Raw genomic sequence first — 16,756 nt, 5'->3', positions numbered from 1 at the left:
AATGGGAATTCATGTGTACAATCGCTACCAATCAATCAAAAATGGGGAACTGAAATGATCACTCTCGACCGCCGCAATTTTCTGGCCTCCACCGCTGGCCTTGCCTTCGTTGCCGCCTTTCCGCGCAGCGCCTTTTCCGAAACGCATGAAACGCTGAAGATTGCCATCGCTGCGGAGACCGGCGATCTCGACCTGCTGCAGAATGTTTCAACGCTGAGCACCTACACCATCGTCTTCGATGCGCTGATCCACTACGGCCAGAACGGCGCGCTTGAGCCGGGACTTGCCACCAAATGGACAGTCGCCGACGATCAGCTTTCGATCGCCTTCGATCTGCGTGAAGGCGTGATCTTCAGCGACGGCACGCCGTTCGATTCCACCGCAGCCGAATGGAACCTCAAGCGATGGATGGGGGTGAGCGACTTCTCCTGGATCGGCATCTCCGACGCGTTCGACAGCATCGTCACGGACGGACCGAATAAGCTGACGGTCAAGCTGAAGCGGCCGGTGCCGGCGGCACTCCTCGAACTCACCATCGTCCGCCCAGTCCGTTTCCTGTCGCCCAAGGCAGTCGACAAGGATGGCAAGCAGACGGCGCCGATCGGAACCGGTCCATGGATCGTCGAAAAATACGATTCGAGCGGCACCAGCCTCGTTCGCAACGACAAATACTGGGGCGAGAAGCCGCTTTTCAGCCGCATGGAATTGAAGGTGGTTCCCGATGAACTCGCTCGCGCCAACGGCCTCCGCTCAGGCGACCTCGATGTCATCGGCGGCGACTGGGTGGCGACGCTGTCGCCGCGCCGCGCTCGCGCGCTGGAAAGCGACGGCATGAAGGTCATAGCCGAGCCGGGCACCGCGACGATGCTGCTCGGCTATTCGCCGAAGTCGAAGATCATCGCCGACAAGGCCGTCCGTGACGCCGTCTATGCATCGGTCGACCGGGCGGCGATCGCCAAGGTCCTGTTCGAAGGCTTTGCCGACCCGGCCGCCGATCTGTTCCCGGCGAACGTGCCTTCGTCGGGCAAGCGGCATGACGTGCCGGTGCGCGACGTGGCGGGGGCCAAGAAGATCCTCGCCGATGGCGGCTGGGTCGACAGCGGCGGTGCTTGGACCAAGGCTGGCTCTCCTCTGACCATCGACTTTCTGGTTTCCGAAGAGTCCCTGCCGGGATCGCGGCGCATCGCCGAAATGATCCAGGGTCAATTGTCCGAGGTCGGTTTCCAGGTCCAAGTCTCCTCGGTGGACAATGCCACCATGCATGAACGGCGTCCGGCCTTCGACTATGATCTCGCTTTCTTCACCACCTATGGCGCTCCCTATGACCCTCACGGGACCCTTGGCAATGCCTTGGTCTCGACGGCGGACAGCGGGCCTGACGGCAAGATCTATGTCTCGGACGCGCTCGACGGCGTAGTCAAGGCTGCGCTCGAGGCGAGCGGCGCCGAACGCGACCTGAAGATGCAGGCTCTCTACGATTGGCTGCACGACAACACCGCCATCTGTCCGCTTGTCGTCAGCCAGCGGCTGTGGGCTCACAATCCGCGCGCAGAGAACTTCTCGCTTCCGGCGACTGACTACGACTTGCCGTTCAAGGCGATCACGCTGAAGGCCTGAAGACTTCGAGCCCGAGTGAGGCCTGACGATGAAACGCACGATCCTGCGACGGATGCTGCTTGCCTGCCTTTTGATCCTGGCGGCATCCGCGCTGACATTCGCCCTGGTTGCGGCGGCTCCGGGCAATGTTGCGGCGCTCATTGCCGAGCGTGCGGCAGGTCCTGGCGCTGACGCGCAAATGATCGCCAAGATCGGCAACGAGCTCGGTCTCTACGACTCGTTGCCGATCCGCTACGGACGCTGGCTTTCCGGCGCGCTGGCCGGGGATTTCGGCATCTCACTGCGAACGGGAAAGCCGATCTCGTCGGAGTTTGCCGCCCGCATCCCGATGACGGCGGCTCTGCTTGCCGGCGGCGGCATTCTCGCCTTCATTTTCTCGATCGCGCTCGGCATTGCCGGCGCCGTCAGCAATGGTGGCGTGATGGACAGGTTCCTGCATGCATTTTCGCTGATCGGCGCGTCGACCCCGAACTTCTTCGTGGCGGCGCTGCTGGTCATCGTGTTTTCGGTCATGCTGGGCTGGGTGCCCACCTTCGGCACCAGCGGCTTCACCTCGTGGCTTCTGCCGTGGGTGACGATCGCGCTGTTCCCAGCCTCCGTTCTCAGCCGCGTCGTTCGGGTCAACCTCCAGGAAGCGATGTCGCGGCCGTTTGCGACAACCGGCTTCGCAAAAGGCTATACCAGAACGCAGGTGCTGCTGCGCGAAGCGCTGCCCAACATCGCCATTCCGTTCCTGACGACATTCGGCGCGCAATTCACGCTGATGATCATCGGGTCGATCGTCGTCGAGACGGTATTTGCATTGCGCGGCGTCGGTGCCTTTTTCATCGAGGCGATACGCTTCCGCGACTTCATCGGCATGCAGTCGGTGCTGCTGCTGTTTGTCGTCTTCTTCGTCATAGTCAATTTCATCGTCGACATGATTTGCATCGTCGCGGATCCGCGAATGCGCCGGGCGCGGGGAGCATGAGGCGATGAACATTTCCGCTATCAGGGACATCAAGGACTGGCCGTGGCTGGTGCTGCTCCCCGTAATCGGCTTTGTGCTGATCGGCATCTTCGCTCCTGCTATCATGCCTTACGATCCAAGTGCGCAGGACTATTCGGCGACACTGGAGGGCATGAGCTGGAACCACTGGCTCGGCACCGACTATCTCGGCCGAGACGTCTTCAGCCGCATCGTCGGTGGCGCCCGCATTTCCCTGGTGGCGATGGTGATCGTGCTTGTCGCCGCGCTGGCGATCGGGGTCACGATCGGCTCCTTCGCCGGCTATGTCGGCGGCCGTGTCGAGCTCGTCCTTATCAGCATCATCGATATTGCGCTGGCACTTCCGAGTCTGGTGATCGCGCTGGCGTTGATCGGCATTCTGGGCACCGGCTACTGGTCGATGATAACGGCGCTCACCCTGGCGTGGTGGGCGAACTATGCCCGCATGAGCCGCGCCGTCGTCACCGCCGAGCTGCAGCAGCCCTATATCGAGGCGGCCCGCGTGATGGGCGCCGGCCATCTGTGGATTTTTGTTCGCCATATCCTGCCGCATGTGCTTGCCCTCGTCGTGGTCTATGCAAGCGCCGACGCCGGCGCGCTTGTGCTGGCCATCGCCACGCTCAGCTTTCTCGGACTTGGCGTCGCACCGCCGACACCGGAATGGGGCCAGATGCTGGTCGACGGCATGAGCTACATCGAGGAGGTACCGCGCCTCGTCGTGCTGCCCGGTCTGGCGCTGACGCTGGTCGTGGTCAGCTTCAACCTTCTGGGCGAAGCCTTCGCATTGCAAAAGGTGCCGCGGCCGGTTCGCGGCGCGACCTTGCGCAGACGCCGAAAGGCGCGCGCTCGCGAAGAAGCCGAGCGTAACGCCGTCGAAACGGGAACGACTTCAGCATGAGCGACGCTCAGCCGATCTATTCGATCGAAGATTTGGTCATCGACCTCTACGCCACCACCGTTTCGGTGCGGGCGGTGGACGGGGTGTCGTTCAACGTCCATCCCGGAGAAACGGTTGCGGTCGTCGGCGAAAGCGGTTCGGGAAAGACCGTAATGACGCTCGGTCCGCTCGGCCTGCTGCCCGAGGGCGTGACCGTGGACATGAAGGGATCGGCGCGAGCCGACGGAAGCGAACTGCTCAGCATCGGTTCACGGCAATTGTCGGACCTGCGCGGGCGCTATTTCGGCGTGATTTTCCAGGACCCGATGAGCGCGTTGAACCCGATGCTGAAAATCGGCCCGCAGCTGGCCCGCCAGGCGCGCCGCTTCGCCGGCCTATCGCATGAGGCCGCGCGCAAGGAAGCGGTCTCGCTTCTGGCACGCTCCGGCATTCCGGACCCCGAGGATCGCTACAACCGCTATCCGCACGAAATGTCGGGCGGCATGCTGCAACGCGCGATGATCGCGCTGGCGCTGGCGGCCCGGCCGCGCGTGCTGATCGCAGACGAGCCGACCACGGCGCTGGACGCCACGGTCCAGGCGCAAATCCTGGAGCTCATCCGTCAGATCCAGCGGGAGGATGGCATCGCGGTCGTGCTGATCACGCACGATATCGGCGTGGTCGCTTCCGTCGCCGACCGCGTCATCGTGCTTTACGCCGGCCAGGTGGCGGAGGAGGGGACGGCGATGGATGTGCTGACCCGGCCGGTCCATCCCTATACGCGCGGACTGCTCGCATCGGTGCCGGATTTTCGCGCCGACGAACGCGCGGCGACCCGCGAGATACCGGGCCTGCCGCCAAACCAGATCCGGCTGGAACCGGGTTGCCGGTTTGCCGAGCGCTGCGAATTGGTCGAAGCCGGTTGCCGGCAGCACCGGCCGCCGTTGCAGACGATATCCGCGTCGACAAGCCCGCACCGTGTGGCTTGCCCGGTCGTGCTGAAACGAGAGGGGATCGCCCTCCATGTCTGATGCCGCGGCGATCGAGGTCAAGGGATTGAAGGTGCATTTTGCCAACCGTTCGGGCACCGGCGCGGTGCGGGCGGTCGATGGCATAGACCTGACGGTCACGCGCGGCGCGTTCCACGGCATCGTCGGCGAGTCCGGCTGCGGCAAGACCACGCTGGCGCGCACCATCGTCGGTTTGCAGAAGGAGAGCGAAGGCACTGTCCTGATTGGGGGAAGGGATCGCACCGAATGGCTGAAATCGGACAGGAAGTCGTTCAGCCGCGAAGTCCAGTTCGTCTTCCAGGATCCGTTGGGGTCGATGAGCCGCCGCCAGTCCGTCTACCAGACACTGGAGGAGCCGCTGCAGATCCATCGCTTCGGTTCATCAGTCGAGCGCCGGCGCCGCATCGCCGAGCTTCTGGATCTGGTTGCGCTGCCTGAGACGGTGCTCGATCGGCTTCCACGCTCGCTTTCCGGTGGCCAGCGCCAGCGCGTTTCGATTGCGCGCGCGCTCGCGCTGAAGCCGTCCATACTGGTCTGCGATGAGCCACTTAGCGCGCTCGACGTTTCGATCCGGGCGCAGATCGTCAACCTGTTCACGTCGCTGCAGAAACAGCTTGGCCTGACCATTGTCATTGTCGCGCATGATCTGGCGATCGTGCGCGAGGTCTGCTCGAACGTGACGGTGATGTATCTCGGCCGCATCTCGGAAGCCGGCCTGACCCGCCCGCTGTTTCGCGAGCCGGCCCATCCCTACAGCCAGGCGCTGCTGTCGGCTGTTCCTTCTCCCGATCCTCGCATCGAAGCCGGGCGCCGCCGGATCATTCTCGCCGGCGATCCGCCAAGTCCCAGCGCGCCGCCTCCGGGGTGCCGGTTCAACACGCGCTGTCCGGTGGCGATCGATGTCTGCCGGGTCGAGGAACCGATGCTGCGATCGGTGCCGCATGGCGGCGTTGCAGCCTGTCATCTGGCTGATAGCGCGGGTCGCCCTGTTATCTGAAAGATGGGGTTTCTGCCCCCAACGCGTTTCGCGAGGCTGTCCGTCATTGCCGGTGTCCTGCGCGAGCTTTTTTTGCTGGTCACTGCCGCCAAGGTCGGCCGTTATCTTGTTCTTGCCGCAGTGACGCTGAGCGTGATCTGACCTCGCGAACCTTTTCGAAGCTGAGCTGGTTAGATCGGCTGGTTCGAAGGAACCGGCCGAAGAGTCCCGTCCGATATAGACGTTTGGGAAGCCTAGCTCTTTTTGACGGCGACCTTGTCGAGGGCTGCGCGCAGGCCTTTCGCCAGCTGCTGCGCGTCGCGGGACCGGCCAACCAGCTACGGTACAGCGCGCGAAGGGCTCCAGCCAACATGGACATTGTTAAAGACGTTCCTGTGGCCGCGCGCCAGGCCTGCACAACCAAGCTGTGCTGGTTCCAGATCATCAGCGCTCCACTGACTGCCATGAGCGCGACCACAAGGCCGCGGAACTGTCGTCCACTCAGGCGCTCGAGCCAGCGCTTGGCCAGCAGATTGGCAAGCGGAGCGCCCAAACCCGCGGCTGCGCCGTACATGACCGCCTGACCCCCGAGCGCGCCAAGTCCGGTGAATACCGCGATCTTGACGACATCGGTCACAAACGAGTTCACCGATTTCGTGGCGACCAACGTCTCCTTCTCCGAACCGTAGTTCAGATAGAGCGAATTCAGGACGGGTCCCACCGTGCCCATCAGCGCCGACAACAGCGCGACGATCAGGCCGGCCGGGAGGAACCACCAGCGGCGGACTCGGTAGCTCCGCTCGCGCGCCCCGCCGCGAAATTCCCAGACTGCACTGATCAGATAGATCCCTATGAGTATCTGGAGCCATTCCGCCCGACTGTTGGCGAAGAGCCAGGAGCCCGCCGCGGCGCCGGCGATGGCGCCGGGCAGGTACCAACGGACCAGGCTCCAATCGATGTTGCGCCGAAAGGCCAGGGCGCGGATGGGATTGCCGATGAGCTCGGTCAAGGTGATGACCGGCGCAACCGCCGCGCTCGCTGTGATGAAAGTCACGGCGGGGATCAGCAATAGACCTCCGCCTCCGGCCGAGAGGGTGTTCAGTGTCCAGGTGAGGAACCCCGCCAACGCCAGGAGGCCTAGTCTAATCCAGTCCATCGGATCAGAACGAAGCGGGCCTATTTCCGCCAGAAGCGCGGGTGAGGGGAACCAATGACCAGCGCCCATGCCGTCCATCCGAATGCGCTGGGGGATGAACCTTCGCATGGGATCCCCTTCCGCGAAGCAGTGCGGGTCTGGGCGCGAGTCGCTGCGTTGAGTTTTGGTGGCCCGGCCGGCCAGATTGCGGTAATGCATCGCATCCTGGTTGAGGAGAAGCGCTGGATCGGCGAGACGCGGTTCCTGCATGCGCTGAACTACTGCATGCTGCTGCCAGGACCGGAGGCCCAGCAGCTCGCCGTCTACATCGGGTGGCTCCTGCATAAAATCCGAGGCGGGCTCGTGGCCGGCACACTGTTCGTACTGCCCGGCGTCCTCGCCATCATGGCGCTGAGCTGGATTTATGCGATTTTAGGCAATGTCGGCGCGGTGCAGGCGCTTTTCTTCGGTCTGAAGGCCCTCGCGGCGGCCGCCAGTCCAGTCCTCGCAGGGGCTCTCCTTGCCGTCTCCAGCTTCGGCTGGCCCCTGATCATCGCCGGTGGGCTGAAAAATTATCTACGACCTTCTGCTGCTCGCGACATTTCGCAGTGTTCGCCCTCCAGAGGAGCACGGGGGCGGGAGGAATGAGATGTCAGTCGGCCATGATCGAACTGGCAACGACGCGCGGGTTTCCTGGTGGCGTTGAAGGCACGACCACCAGCCGGACAAATTGCTTACGTCCGCCGGCAACGAGGATGTAGAGACGCGAGAACTCCTCCGTATCGCGATCTTCGGCAATCTTCTCGGCATCCGTACGGGTGAAGAAACTCTTCCGAAATGCTTCTTGATCGACATCGGGAAATGCCAGCGTACACGTCTGCACCCGTTTGCCGCTCATCGTTGCCTTGGTGGTGCCGATGATGGTTCCTGCTGGCAATCCTTCCTCCGCCTCGGCCACCAGCCATGCCTCCACTGAGGTTGGATTAGCGATTGGCGCGAGTTCGGCGAAGCCTGTTTCGGCAATAAGTGTCCACCTGCGTTCGTGCGCGGTCTCTATCATGCGCTCGAAATTGGGACCCTCGGCCAGACAGGTACGGTGAAATTGTTCGACAGCCTGATCCGCATCACTGGCGGCCTGCGCCGGCGACATCGTCAGACCCAAGATGGTCCCTGCCAACGTTAGAAATCGGAACATGTCTATCTCGCGTAGCTGATTGTGGACGAACCACTTATCCTGAACGGGCTACGACACTCGTTGTTCCGGACTGTCGGCGCCTGCATGGCCGGTATCTTGATGGAGGCGCGAAGCGCCTGCGCAGTTGATGCAATGTTCAGGCATCTGGCAACTGATGGAACCATGCCGCACTGGGTTTCGATGACGGACCCTGCTACAGACCCACTCACACCGTCGGGCGGGACCATTTCGATCTCGTGCTGAGTTCCTGGAGACATCTCCCGACGCTCGCCGAGGAACCTGCATGTCGTGCTCGCCGGCAACCAGCCCCGGTGGTTTTTCGGGCACTTGGCCTATGTCCCAGTCCACTGTGGAAAGTTGTTAAAATCCCTTACGGCAAAGGTTTTCGAGGTCCGCTTTTGCCATTCCCTCGAAGCCCAGCGCGGGAAGAATATCATTATCTCCCTTAAGATCGCGACCGTAAGCCGCCGAGAATATGGCAATTCCAGATTCATGGAGAATCGCTGAATTTCCGCTGATCTTCCCCAACAAAACGGTCGGCAGCAGCCCGAACGGAACGTCCTCGAGAATATAGCGGCTGTCGATGGTTGACGGGCCGAAGCCGCCGCGGCCTTGGCGATCCATCTCCTGGTTCATTTCCGAAACGGTGGCCATGGGGACGTGAAACGATAATGAAAAATGCTCTTCAACCGTCCGCACGGCAATTCCAAAACGGGCGGCGATCGCCAATCGTTCCGCGTCCAGAGCCTCGATAAAGCGGCCGACAGCCGGGGTGACGTTTCCGGCCTGGCTCCACTGTTCTCCCTTCTCCATGCGTGTGAGATTAAGAAGAGCGATCCCGAGATGGTTCTGCGGATTGAGGTTGCTGAGCGCGATAGCAAGCATGCCGTCGCGCTTGACGAAACGATCGCCGAACAAGCTCGTGCAAAGCTCGAACCCTTGGTCCTGAGCACTGAAAGGCAGCGTCGCGACATCCAGTTTCTGGCGAACGGTTGCAATATCGATTTCGACTGGCCCGCGCTGTTGCCCAGTCACGAGCGTGGTACCCCAGACGACGATCGGCAGGCTAACCTTCCGGTCCGCAAGCCGCTTGGAGAGATACAGTGCCCCAAAGGAACTGTGCGAGCTGATGATAACCGGCGTTCCGTCGCTTAGATAAGGAGTGGCAGCGTCCATCACCATCTTGTGGCCGTAAGCCGGCAACGCGATTATGACGATGTCGGCATCGGCAATGGCGTCTTCGCAATCCTTGGCGATGCGCACCTTAGTCGTTGCCTTGATAGCTCCGGTAGCCTTCAGCAATCCACCGGCGGCCAGCGCCTTGGTGCGTTCTCCGGAAGGCGACCAAAGCATCGGGTCATGTCCCGCTTCGGCCAGATAGGCGGCAAGGCCGTAAGCAATCGCTCCGGCGCCAAGAATGCTTACGCGCATAAATTCCCTCCTGTTGCGGGCATTGCAGCCTCCATTTCTCACTAGGAGGTTCCACAAATCGGAGCCGCATCTGCCATCGTCGGCTTCTGTCGATGGGATTCCGGCCTGAGCCCGCGATTGCAACATGCCTCAGCGAATATTCGTTTCCGCTTGACATATATCAAAAATGAATGAGACGATGTCAATCATACGGATTGCGCATGTAGAGAGAACATGGAAACCCGCGACCTTCAGAGCTTCCTTGCGGTTGCTGCCAGCGGCAGCATCACCAAGGCTGCCGAGATGCTCGGGTGTTCCCAGCCTTCGGTGACACGCACCATTCAGGACCTCGAGGCGGAGCTCGGCTTCGAATTGCTGCACCGTGTCGGTCGCCGGGTGCAGTTATCCGAGGAGGGTGTGGCCTTCGAGGAGGAGGCGCGGCGTTTGCTGATGTCCTTCACGGAACTCGCAGCGCGGGCCAAGATGATCGCCGCCGGCCGGGGGCGGATCCTGCAGATTGTCACAACCTCCGCGATCGGTACTGGCTTGATCCCGACGGCCATGGCCGAGCTCAAAGGTGTCGAACTTCCGCACGAGACGCATCTCGGGCAGTTTCTGCCCTCGATCGTCGCCCAGGAGGTGCGCAGCGGTCGTGCCGAGATCGGGTTTTCAAGCCTGCCGCTCGATACGCCCGGCCTGGATGTCCTGCGGCTCTATTCGGCGCCTGATGTTGCTGCCGTGCGGGAGGACGATCCGCTGGCTGAACTTGACGTCATACCGCTTTCCGCCTTTGCCGGTCGCCGCGTCGCCACATTGCTCAACCCCCTACGTTTCCAGTTGCATGTCTCCAAGGCATTGGCGGCCAGGGGCATCGACACCGGGCCAGTGATCCGGACGAATACTGCCTATGGCGCGCTGCAGCTTGTGCGCCGGACCGGCGTTGCCGCTGTCATTGATCCCCTCACCGCCTATGGCGTGGCCTTGGCTGGGGTCGCCATCCGCCCGATTGACGCGACCGTTCTCTTTTATTGGGGGGTTGTGGCTGCCGAAAAAAGTCCCCTTCGTCCAGTCGCACAGGCGTTGATGGAGGCGGTCGAAGCGGTGGCTGAACGATCGATCGTCGGCTTCAAGAAACTTGATCCGGCCTTGGCCGGCCAATTGGTGACCGATCCTGCATCCGGCACAAATCACGGAACGGGAATATGAAGCATACCCCCACCGTGCCAACGCCGACAGGTCTTGCTGCGCTCGAAGCACAGCTCACGCAAGATCTCGACTTTCTCGAACTGCCCGCCAAGCCATGGGTTCCCGCGCGTTCGCACGATGACGTGCCGGTCCGCGATGTCGTGGTCATCGGCGCCGGCATGTGCGGACTTGCTGCCACGGCAAAGCTGTTACTGACCGGGATAAGCAATGTCGTGGCCTATGATGCGGCTCCGGCCGGGCTCGAAGGACCATGGGTAACGTTTGCCCGCATGCAAACGCTCCGGTCGCCGAAAACCCTGCACGGTCCGTCGCTCGGCCTGCCGCAATTGACGTTCCGCGCCTGGTTCACGGCGCAATGGGGCGTTGAGGCCTGGCGGTCGCTGGACAAAATCCCCAAGGGCCAGTGGATGGACTACCTGGTCTGGTACCGCAAGGTTCTTGGCCTGCCGGTGCGCAACAGCGTGCGCATGACCGGACTGGCAGCCGTTGGAGATCTGATTGCGATCGATATCGAAGGCGCGGAAACCGGCCGGGTTCTCACCCGTCGTCTCGTTCTGGCCACTGGTCGGTCCGGGTTGGGCGGTTTTGCCGTGCCCGATTTCCTCAGCGGCATCGATCGCGCCTATTGGGCCCATTCTGCCGACGACATCGATTTCGACGCGCTGAAAGGCAAGCGTGTGGCGGTGATCGGCGCTGGTGCCTCGTCCATGGACAATGCCGCAACGGCACTCGAGGCGGGAGCCGGCTCTGTTGACATGTTGATCCGGCGCAAGGAAATGCCGCGCATCAACAAGCTGACCGGCATTGGCAGCCCGGGTGTTGTACTCGGCATGCATCAGTTGCCCGACGCCTGGAAATGGAAATTCTTCGATTATACCGCCTCGACCCAGACACCGCCGCCGCGTTCATCGACACTTCGCGTGTCTCGCCATTCGAATGCTCGGTTCCTTCTCGACTGCGGCATAGTTGCGGTGAAGGAGGATACAGGGACCCTGCTGGTGGAAACCACGCAGGGGCCGTTGCGCTACGACTTCCTGATCGCGGCAACCGGCTTTTCAAACGACTTCAGCGGCCGCCCGGAATTTGCGGCGATCGCCCCACATATCCGCACCTGGTCGGATGGCCGATACAGGCCGGATATGGGACCGCCGCGTGCAGGCATGTCCGATGCACCGGATCTCGGTCCTGCCTTCGAGTTCCGTGAACGCACTCCCGGTTCCTGCCCGATGCTGGGACATATCCACTGCTTCAACGACTCCGCCATGCTGACCCACGGCAAGGTCTCCGGCGACATCCCGGCCGTCAGCGCCGGGGCCGACCGTCTCGTCCGCGGCATTGCTGCATCGCTGTTTGCCGAGGATGTCGAAACCCACTTCGCCAATCTGATCGCCTACGATACGCCCGAACTTCTCGGCGACGAATGGGTCGATTCAACACCCTTGCTGCAGAAGGAGGCCGCGTGGTGATCGACGCAATTGACAAAGCCGCCGGTCTTTCGCCGGACGATGCGCTTTTCGCCGCAAGGCGGTTTCGGCCCGAATTCGTGCACGGGGCGGAAGAATGTCGCCTCTCGGTGCTGCAGCCGGCAAACGATCAGGGGCTGGCGCCGAACTTGCGTGTTGCTCTTGCCCGCCGCATGGCCGCCCTGAACGCCGATCCGGTCCTGGTGGCCGAATATGATGTGCAGCTGGCTCAGCTTGGTCCGACCGAGCAGCTTCTGGCCGTGACCCAGGGCGAAACGGCTCTGGAAGAACCATTGGCGACCATCGTCCGTCATGTTGACCTGATCACCCTGACGCCGAAAAAGGCGGAAGCAAGCCACATCGCGCTCCTGGACAAGGCTGGATTGAACAATCCTCAGATCGTCGCGCTCTCCGAACTGATCGCCTTCGTCAACTTCCAGACACGGGTGGCGACCGGCTTGCGATTGATGAGGTCGGCATGATTTCCTCGGTGCGCCTGAAGCCGCTGAACTGGCAGCCATACATCGCGCCGGTCGAGCTGTCCGGGGCCACGCCGGAACAGCTCGATGCGATGAAGGTTACGCCCTCCGCCAAGAAAGTTTCGGAATATGTACGGACCCTTGTGCATGATCCGGAAAGCTATCTTGCCCGCACCAACTTGTTCAACGCGATCATGTATGTCGAAGGCGGGCTCGCCCGTCCCGATCGCGAACTTGGCGCATTGGGGGCCTCGATCGTCAATGGCTGCAAATTCTGTGCCGTTGTCCACGCCCGCAGGCATGCAGAGCTGACCAAGAGCGACGATGTGGTCACCGCGCTGTACCTCGACAAACCCGAAAAGCTTGGGCCGCGCGATGCGGCAATCTACAGCTTTGCCCGCCGCCTGTCGGCGGCGCCGTCGGAAGCGACGGCAGACGATATCGCCGCGCTGCGATCCGTCGGCATGAATGATGTCGAGATCATCGACCTTATCCACGCCATATCGATCTTCGGCTGGGCAAACCGGCTGATGCACGTTCTCGGCCATGCGGAGAGCGGGTGATGATATCGCATGCGATCAAGGCACTCCGTCCCACACTCTGAAGGGCACCAATCAGAATGCTTGAACTCAAAGATATAAAGCTGTCCTACGGAAGCACGCAGGTCCTGAACGGCGTCAATCTCTCGGTAAAGCGAGGTGACGTTGTGTCAATCATCGGCCCAAGCGGCACTGGCAAGACCACCCTGCTGAAATGCATCAACTACCTGGTTAAGCCGGCATCTGGAACCATCGCGTTCGACCAGATTCGGATGGATTACCAGCGCGCCGACAAGGCAGCCATCCAGGCGATCCGGCTGCGGACAGCGATGGTCTTTCAGCAATTCAACGTCTTCAAGAACATGACCGTCCTCCAGAACGTCATGGATCCGCTGGTCGTCGTGCAGCGCAAGTCCACGGACGAGGCGCGTGAAATCGCGCTGCGAGAGCTCGAAAGGGTCGGCCTCTCAGCGAAGCGGGACAGCTATCCGTCCCAGCTCTCAGGTGGCCAGCTCCAGCGCACAGGCATCGCACGAGCGCTGGCGGTTCGGCCGGATGTGATGCTCTTCGACGAACCGACGTCATCGCTTGATCCTGAACTGGTCGGTGAAGTCCTGAAAGTGATCAAGGACGTCACGTCGTCCGGCATCACCTCGCTGCTTGTGACCCACGAGATGCAATTCGCAAAGAACATCTCGAACCGGATCGTCTTCATGGATCGTGGCGTGGTTGCCGCCGACGGCAGTCCGGCTGAGATCTTCGATGCGCCTTCCAGCCCACGACTTGCTCAATTCCTGCAGTCTGAACTCGCTTTTCAATAATCCAACAAGAAGGGAACCCAAGAAATGTCTGCAATCAAATCCAGTTTTTCGCGTCGTTATGCCCTGGCCGTCGCCGGCGGCATCGCAATTGCCCTTGCGACAGCAGGGGTCAGTTATGGTCAGACCGTTCGGACAATCAAGATCGCGACCTCTGCCGAATCCAAGCCATTGGCTTGGGGCGCGCTCGGCGTCGAGCCGCAAGGGTATGAACCCGATCTGCTGAGGGCGATCAACGCCAAGCTGCCGCAATACAAGTTCGAAATGGAAGGTGTCTCCGACATCGCGCAGGAAACCGGCCTGGCCACAGGCAAATACGACATCGCGGTCGGCGGTTACTACAAGTCACCCGAGCGCGCCAAGCAGTTCTTCATTCCTGAAAACCCCATGGGCGCCAGCCTGATGAAGATCTACAGCAAAAAGGGCAGCGGCATCAAAGAAATGAAAGACCTGGTCGGCAAGAGGATCGTTCCGACCACGGCTGGCGGCGGAACCTATAAGTTCATCATGAACTGGCAAAAAGAAAATCCGCAATACAAGCTTGACGTGACGGCGTCGAGCGCCGGAATCCCGTATCCAAACCGTTTGGATGAGGTTCAGAACGGCAAGTTCGACGCGCTGGTCCTGCCTTCAAATCTTGGTGAGCAGACCGTCATCGATGAAAAGAAGCTCGACATCGTGGCGTCCGAACCAGTCTTCACCAACAATACTTATATGCTTATTCACAAGTCAGATGAAAACAAGGTTTTGGTCGATGACGTGAACAAAGTTCTCAAGAAGTTGAAAGACGACGGTACGATCGAAAAGCTCTCGCAGAAGTGGTTTGGCGAAGGCATCGTCAAGTATATGAAGTGATGCGATCTGAGTAGATATCGTCAGCGGCAAGGCTGAATTGCAAGAAGGAGCGTTTCAAAGTGGATGTTTCTGCTATGATTCCCGAGTTGCTCTCGGCATTGCCGCTGACGCTCGCTATCACGTTTACCGCCATGTTGGTCGGCTTTTGCTTGGCGCTCGTTGCGACAACATTGCGGATTCGCAGGATACCAGTGGTCAGCCACCTCACCGACCTCTACGTGTCCTATGCCCGCAGCGTTCCCGTCGTCCTCCAGTTGTTCGTCGCGTTCTACGGGCTCCCCCTGTTGGTGGCGCTGTTCGGCTCCGCAGATTTCTTCTCGCCGACGATCGCTGCGATGGTCGGACTGAGTTTTTACCATGGCGGCTATCTGTCGGAAGTCCTGCGGCCCGCATACCTGGCCGTCGATCGCGGCCAGCATGATGCAGCCGACAGTCTCGGATATACCTTTCGCCAGAAGATCACCCGCATCGTCGGCCCGCAAGCGGTGCACTTCGCATTGCCGGGCTATGGAAACTCCATCATTTATCTGATCCACAACGTTGCGCTGGTCATGTACATCGGGGCGGCGGACGTGATGGCGACCGCGCATTTGATCATGGAGCGCGACTATAACCAGTACCAGTTCGAAACATACCTCGTCCTGGCGGTTATCTATGCGCTTATGTGCCTGATTGCCTGGTTCATCGTGCACTTGTTCGAGCTTCGCTCGCCGATGCAGGCGCCTGAGGCCACGACAACAGCTCAGATCAAGAACGCGGCCATCGCCAGCGTCTGACCTAAAGGGTATTAAACCATGTTCGATACCGAAATTTTGCTCCAGGACACCCAGGAAATTCTGGGCGCCGTACCTGTAACGCTTGGAATGGCGCTGACGATTTTCGTCTTGTCGACGCTAGTCGGCAGCATTTTTGCGCTCGTCGAATATAGACGAGTCCCGGTGCTGCGAGAGCTCATCATGGCTTACAAGATCGTCTTCAAGGGCGTTCCGATGGTCATCGTGATTTTCCTCGCCTATTTCGGTCTGCCCCCGGCGTTCCAGTTCCTGCTCTCGTTGCTCGGGATCAACTTCAACGCCCACGAAACACCCAACTCGGTTATCCTTATTATTGCGGTGACAGGCTGTATCGCTGCGTTCCAATCCGAGATTATCAAGGGAGCCTTGAACGCCTTCGACACCGGTCAGTCAGACGCCGCCCATTCGCTTGGCTATACGAACGGCCAATTGTTCCGACGGATTCTGTTTCCCCAGGTGGCTCTCACGGCAATTCCCGACCTGACAACCTCGATGATGGTCATCATGAAGGCGCTTTCTCTCGGATTCGCCATCGAGGTTGTCGATATCTTCGCCCAGTCCCAGCTGACCGCCGCGCTGAACTACTACTACCTCGAAGCCTTCGTGATTGCCGTCGTGATCTACATGGTGATTGCCTATATCGTCACCCAGATTGCCGACAGGCTGGAGCAAGCCCTTAGGGTACGGACCTGAGCGAAGCGTCGTCGGAACCCGCGCATCAAGGCGGAGGAACTCAAGGCTCTGTTGAGAGCCTGCAAACAGCCGACGTGCGGGGCCAGCTCGCAGCCAGATCTGTGGGCTTGTAATAGACACCTTGGCGGGGCCTGCGGCCGAAGGCTTGCTCGACGGCCAGCGGCGCGTCCAATTGCGCGCCGGATTATCGCAGATTGGTCAGATCCACTGGACGATTGTTGATGATCGCTTCCATGGAGAAGAAGCCTGTCACCGTAGCCAGGTCGAAGTTCGTGATCAGTTTCTGGTAGAATGCATCGTAGCCGGACATGCCTTGTGTCACGACCTTGATCAGATAGTCCCAGTCCCCTCCGATCCGATAGAAATCGATCACCTCCGACAACCGTTCAACATGGGCACGGAACGCCTCACTCCACTCCTTGGAATGGTGGCGAGTGCGGACCATTACGAAAACCGTCAGGTCGAGTCCCAGCGCTCGCAGATCGATATCGCTGTGCGACCCCCGGATAAGGCCTAGCGACTGCAGGCGCTGGATCCGCCGCCAGCACGCGTTCTGAGACAGGCCGACCCTCTCCGCCAAATCTCGCTGGGAAACGCTTGCATCGATCTGCATGGCCGTCAAAATCTTCATATCAAATGCATCGATTTTCGCCCGATCTTCGATCATCTGACACGCTCTTTGCAAGAAATTGCAGAAAATA

17 protein-coding genes and 1 pseudogene are annotated in these 16,756 nt (G+C 60.6%); 14 read left to right on the top strand and 4 right to left on the bottom strand.

Annotated features, from left to right (window positions below; genetic code table 11):
• The first annotated feature begins 54 nt into the window (after positions 1 to 54).
• The 5 genes from NKJ20_RS22710 to NKJ20_RS22690 are packed head-to-tail and all read left to right on the top strand — an operon-like array spanning position 55 to position 5,489.
• Entirely contained in the window at positions 55 to 1,617 is a 1,563-nt protein-coding gene (locus NKJ20_RS22710; protein WP_352747120.1) for an ABC transporter substrate-binding protein, read from the top strand.
• A 28-nt stretch (positions 1,618 to 1,645) separates the two neighbouring features.
• A complete protein-coding gene (locus NKJ20_RS22705) occupies positions 1,646 to 2,587 on the top strand; it encodes an ABC transporter permease (RefSeq protein ID WP_352747118.1) in 942 nt (313 codons plus the stop codon).
• Positions 2,588 to 2,591: 4 nt separating this feature from the next.
• On the top strand, positions 2,592 to 3,503 hold the full coding sequence (locus NKJ20_RS22700) for an ABC transporter permease (RefSeq protein ID WP_352527317.1): 912 nt from the start codon (positions 2,592 to 2,594) through the stop codon (positions 3,501 to 3,503).
• Positions 3,500 to 4,513 carry an ABC transporter ATP-binding protein gene (locus tag NKJ20_RS22695; protein ID WP_352452034.1) on the top strand — a complete coding sequence of 338 codons (1,014 nt, stop codon included), beginning with the start codon at positions 3,500 to 3,502 and terminating at the stop codon, positions 4,511 to 4,513. The genes NKJ20_RS22700 and NKJ20_RS22695 overlap by 4 nt, the downstream gene beginning before the upstream one ends.
• Positions 4,506 to 5,489, top strand: a complete 984-nt coding sequence (locus tag NKJ20_RS22690) for an oligopeptide/dipeptide ABC transporter ATP-binding protein (RefSeq protein WP_352747114.1) — start codon at positions 4,506 to 4,508, stop codon at positions 5,487 to 5,489. The genes NKJ20_RS22695 and NKJ20_RS22690 overlap by 8 nt, the downstream gene beginning before the upstream one ends.
• A gap of 79 nt (positions 5,490 to 5,568) precedes the next feature.
• On the opposite strand, the gene NKJ20_RS22680 is transcribed toward NKJ20_RS22690, so the two are convergent.
• Positions 5,569 to 6,624, bottom strand: a complete 1,056-nt coding sequence (locus tag NKJ20_RS22680; RefSeq protein ID WP_502902827.1) for a sulfite exporter TauE/SafE family protein — start codon at positions 6,622 to 6,624, stop codon at positions 5,569 to 5,571.
• A 54-nt stretch (positions 6,625 to 6,678) separates the two neighbouring features.
• Here NKJ20_RS22680 and NKJ20_RS22675 point away from each other — a divergent pair.
• Positions 6,679 to 7,248, top strand: a pseudogene (locus tag NKJ20_RS22675) (chromate transporter); the annotation flags it as partial.
• A gap of 7 nt (positions 7,249 to 7,255) precedes the next feature.
• On the opposite strand, the gene NKJ20_RS22670 reads toward NKJ20_RS22675, so the two are convergent.
• Positions 7,256 to 7,798 carry a hypothetical protein gene (locus tag NKJ20_RS22670; protein ID WP_352747112.1) on the bottom strand — a complete coding sequence of 181 codons (543 nt, stop codon included), beginning with the start codon at positions 7,796 to 7,798 and terminating at the stop codon, positions 7,256 to 7,258.
• Between the two features lie 360 nt (positions 7,799 to 8,158).
• A complete protein-coding gene (locus NKJ20_RS22665; RefSeq protein WP_352747109.1) occupies positions 8,159 to 9,229 on the bottom strand; it encodes an NAD/NADP octopine/nopaline dehydrogenase family protein in 1,071 nt (356 codons plus the stop codon).
• A 213-nt stretch (positions 9,230 to 9,442) separates the two neighbouring features.
• Between NKJ20_RS22665 and NKJ20_RS22660 the strand changes: the two genes are divergently transcribed.
• Genes NKJ20_RS22660 through NKJ20_RS22625 form a run of 8 tightly spaced genes read left to right on the top strand, consistent with a single transcriptional unit; the run spans position 9,443 to position 16,055 of the window.
• Positions 9,443 to 10,414, top strand: coding sequence for a LysR family transcriptional regulator (locus NKJ20_RS22660; protein WP_352747107.1), 972 nt, complete (start codon positions 9,443 to 9,445; stop codon positions 10,412 to 10,414).
• Entirely contained in the window at positions 10,411 to 11,880 is a 1,470-nt protein-coding gene (locus NKJ20_RS22655) for an NAD(P)-binding domain-containing protein (protein WP_352747105.1), read from the top strand. Before NKJ20_RS22660 ends, NKJ20_RS22655 begins: the two co-directional genes overlap by 4 nt.
• Positions 11,874 to 12,359 carry a CMD domain-containing protein gene (locus NKJ20_RS22650; RefSeq protein ID WP_352747103.1) on the top strand — a complete coding sequence of 162 codons (486 nt, stop codon included), beginning with the start codon at positions 11,874 to 11,876 and terminating at the stop codon, positions 12,357 to 12,359. Before NKJ20_RS22655 ends, NKJ20_RS22650 begins: the two co-directional genes overlap by 7 nt.
• Complete coding sequence (locus NKJ20_RS22645) at positions 12,356 to 12,919, top strand: peroxidase-related enzyme (RefSeq protein WP_352747100.1); 564 nt, start codon at positions 12,356 to 12,358, stop codon at positions 12,917 to 12,919. Before NKJ20_RS22650 ends, NKJ20_RS22645 begins: the two co-directional genes overlap by 4 nt.
• A 56-nt stretch (positions 12,920 to 12,975) precedes the next feature.
• Positions 12,976 to 13,716, top strand: coding sequence for an amino acid ABC transporter ATP-binding protein (locus tag NKJ20_RS22640; RefSeq protein ID WP_352454991.1), 741 nt, complete (start codon positions 12,976 to 12,978; stop codon positions 13,714 to 13,716).
• 24 nt (positions 13,717 to 13,740) lie between these two features.
• The gene (locus NKJ20_RS22635) at positions 13,741 to 14,568 is read left to right on the top strand and encodes a transporter substrate-binding domain-containing protein (RefSeq protein WP_352747099.1); all 828 of its coding nucleotides are present in this window, start codon (positions 13,741 to 13,743) and stop codon (positions 14,566 to 14,568) included.
• A 59-nt stretch (positions 14,569 to 14,627) separates the two neighbouring features.
• Complete coding sequence (locus NKJ20_RS22630; protein WP_031194726.1) at positions 14,628 to 15,344, top strand: amino acid ABC transporter permease; 717 nt, start codon at positions 14,628 to 14,630, stop codon at positions 15,342 to 15,344.
• Between the two features lie 18 nt (positions 15,345 to 15,362).
• Positions 15,363 to 16,055, top strand: a complete 693-nt coding sequence (locus NKJ20_RS22625) for an amino acid ABC transporter permease (protein WP_352452053.1) — start codon at positions 15,363 to 15,365, stop codon at positions 16,053 to 16,055.
• Positions 16,056 to 16,239: 184 nt separating this feature from the next.
• Here NKJ20_RS22625 and NKJ20_RS22620 read toward each other — a convergent pair whose 3' ends face one another.
• Complete coding sequence (locus NKJ20_RS22620; RefSeq protein WP_352508390.1) at positions 16,240 to 16,722, bottom strand: Lrp/AsnC family transcriptional regulator; 483 nt, start codon at positions 16,720 to 16,722, stop codon at positions 16,240 to 16,242.
• Positions 16,723 to 16,756: the final 34 nt, after the last annotated feature.

It is taken from the genome of Mesorhizobium sp. M0185 (assembly GCF_040322175.1).
Lineage (GTDB): Bacteria > Pseudomonadota > Alphaproteobacteria > Rhizobiales > Rhizobiaceae > Mesorhizobium.
This window is presented reverse-complemented; position numbering and strand designations above follow the sequence as displayed.

Excerpts from the sequence above, each read along its gene's own strand:
- NKJ20_RS22710 (WP_352747120.1), top strand. The coding sequence starts at position 55 with ATGATCACTCTCGACCGCCGCAATTTTCTGGCCTCCACCGCTGGCCTT.
- NKJ20_RS22705 (WP_352747118.1), top strand. The coding sequence starts at position 1,646 with ATGAAACGCACGATCCTGCGACGGATGCTGCTTGCCTGCCTTTTGATC.
- NKJ20_RS22700 (WP_352527317.1), top strand. The coding sequence starts at position 2,592 with ATGAACATTTCCGCTATCAGGGACATCAAGGACTGGCCGTGGCTGGTG.
- NKJ20_RS22695 (WP_352452034.1), top strand. The coding sequence starts at position 3,500 with ATGAGCGACGCTCAGCCGATCTATTCGATCGAAGATTTGGTCATCGAC.
- NKJ20_RS22690 (WP_352747114.1), top strand. The coding sequence starts at position 4,506 with ATGTCTGATGCCGCGGCGATCGAGGTCAAGGGATTGAAGGTGCATTTT.
- NKJ20_RS22680 (WP_502902827.1), bottom strand. The coding sequence starts at position 6,624 with ATGGACTGGATTAGACTAGGCCTCCTGGCGTTGGCGGGGTTCCTCACC.
- NKJ20_RS22670 (WP_352747112.1), bottom strand. The coding sequence starts at position 7,798 with ATGTTCCGATTTCTAACGTTGGCAGGGACCATCTTGGGTCTGACGATG.
- NKJ20_RS22665 (WP_352747109.1), bottom strand. The coding sequence starts at position 9,229 with ATGCGCGTAAGCATTCTTGGCGCCGGAGCGATTGCTTACGGCCTTGCC.
- NKJ20_RS22660 (WP_352747107.1), top strand. The coding sequence starts at position 9,443 with ATGGAAACCCGCGACCTTCAGAGCTTCCTTGCGGTTGCTGCCAGCGGC.
- NKJ20_RS22655 (WP_352747105.1), top strand. The coding sequence starts at position 10,411 with ATGAAGCATACCCCCACCGTGCCAACGCCGACAGGTCTTGCTGCGCTC.
- NKJ20_RS22645 (WP_352747100.1), top strand. The coding sequence starts at position 12,356 with ATGATTTCCTCGGTGCGCCTGAAGCCGCTGAACTGGCAGCCATACATC.
- NKJ20_RS22640 (WP_352454991.1), top strand. The coding sequence starts at position 12,976 with ATGCTTGAACTCAAAGATATAAAGCTGTCCTACGGAAGCACGCAGGTC.
- NKJ20_RS22635 (WP_352747099.1), top strand. The coding sequence starts at position 13,741 with ATGTCTGCAATCAAATCCAGTTTTTCGCGTCGTTATGCCCTGGCCGTC.
- NKJ20_RS22625 (WP_352452053.1), top strand. The coding sequence starts at position 15,363 with ATGTTCGATACCGAAATTTTGCTCCAGGACACCCAGGAAATTCTGGGC.
- NKJ20_RS22620 (WP_352508390.1), bottom strand. The coding sequence starts at position 16,722 with ATGATCGAAGATCGGGCGAAAATCGATGCATTTGATATGAAGATTTTG.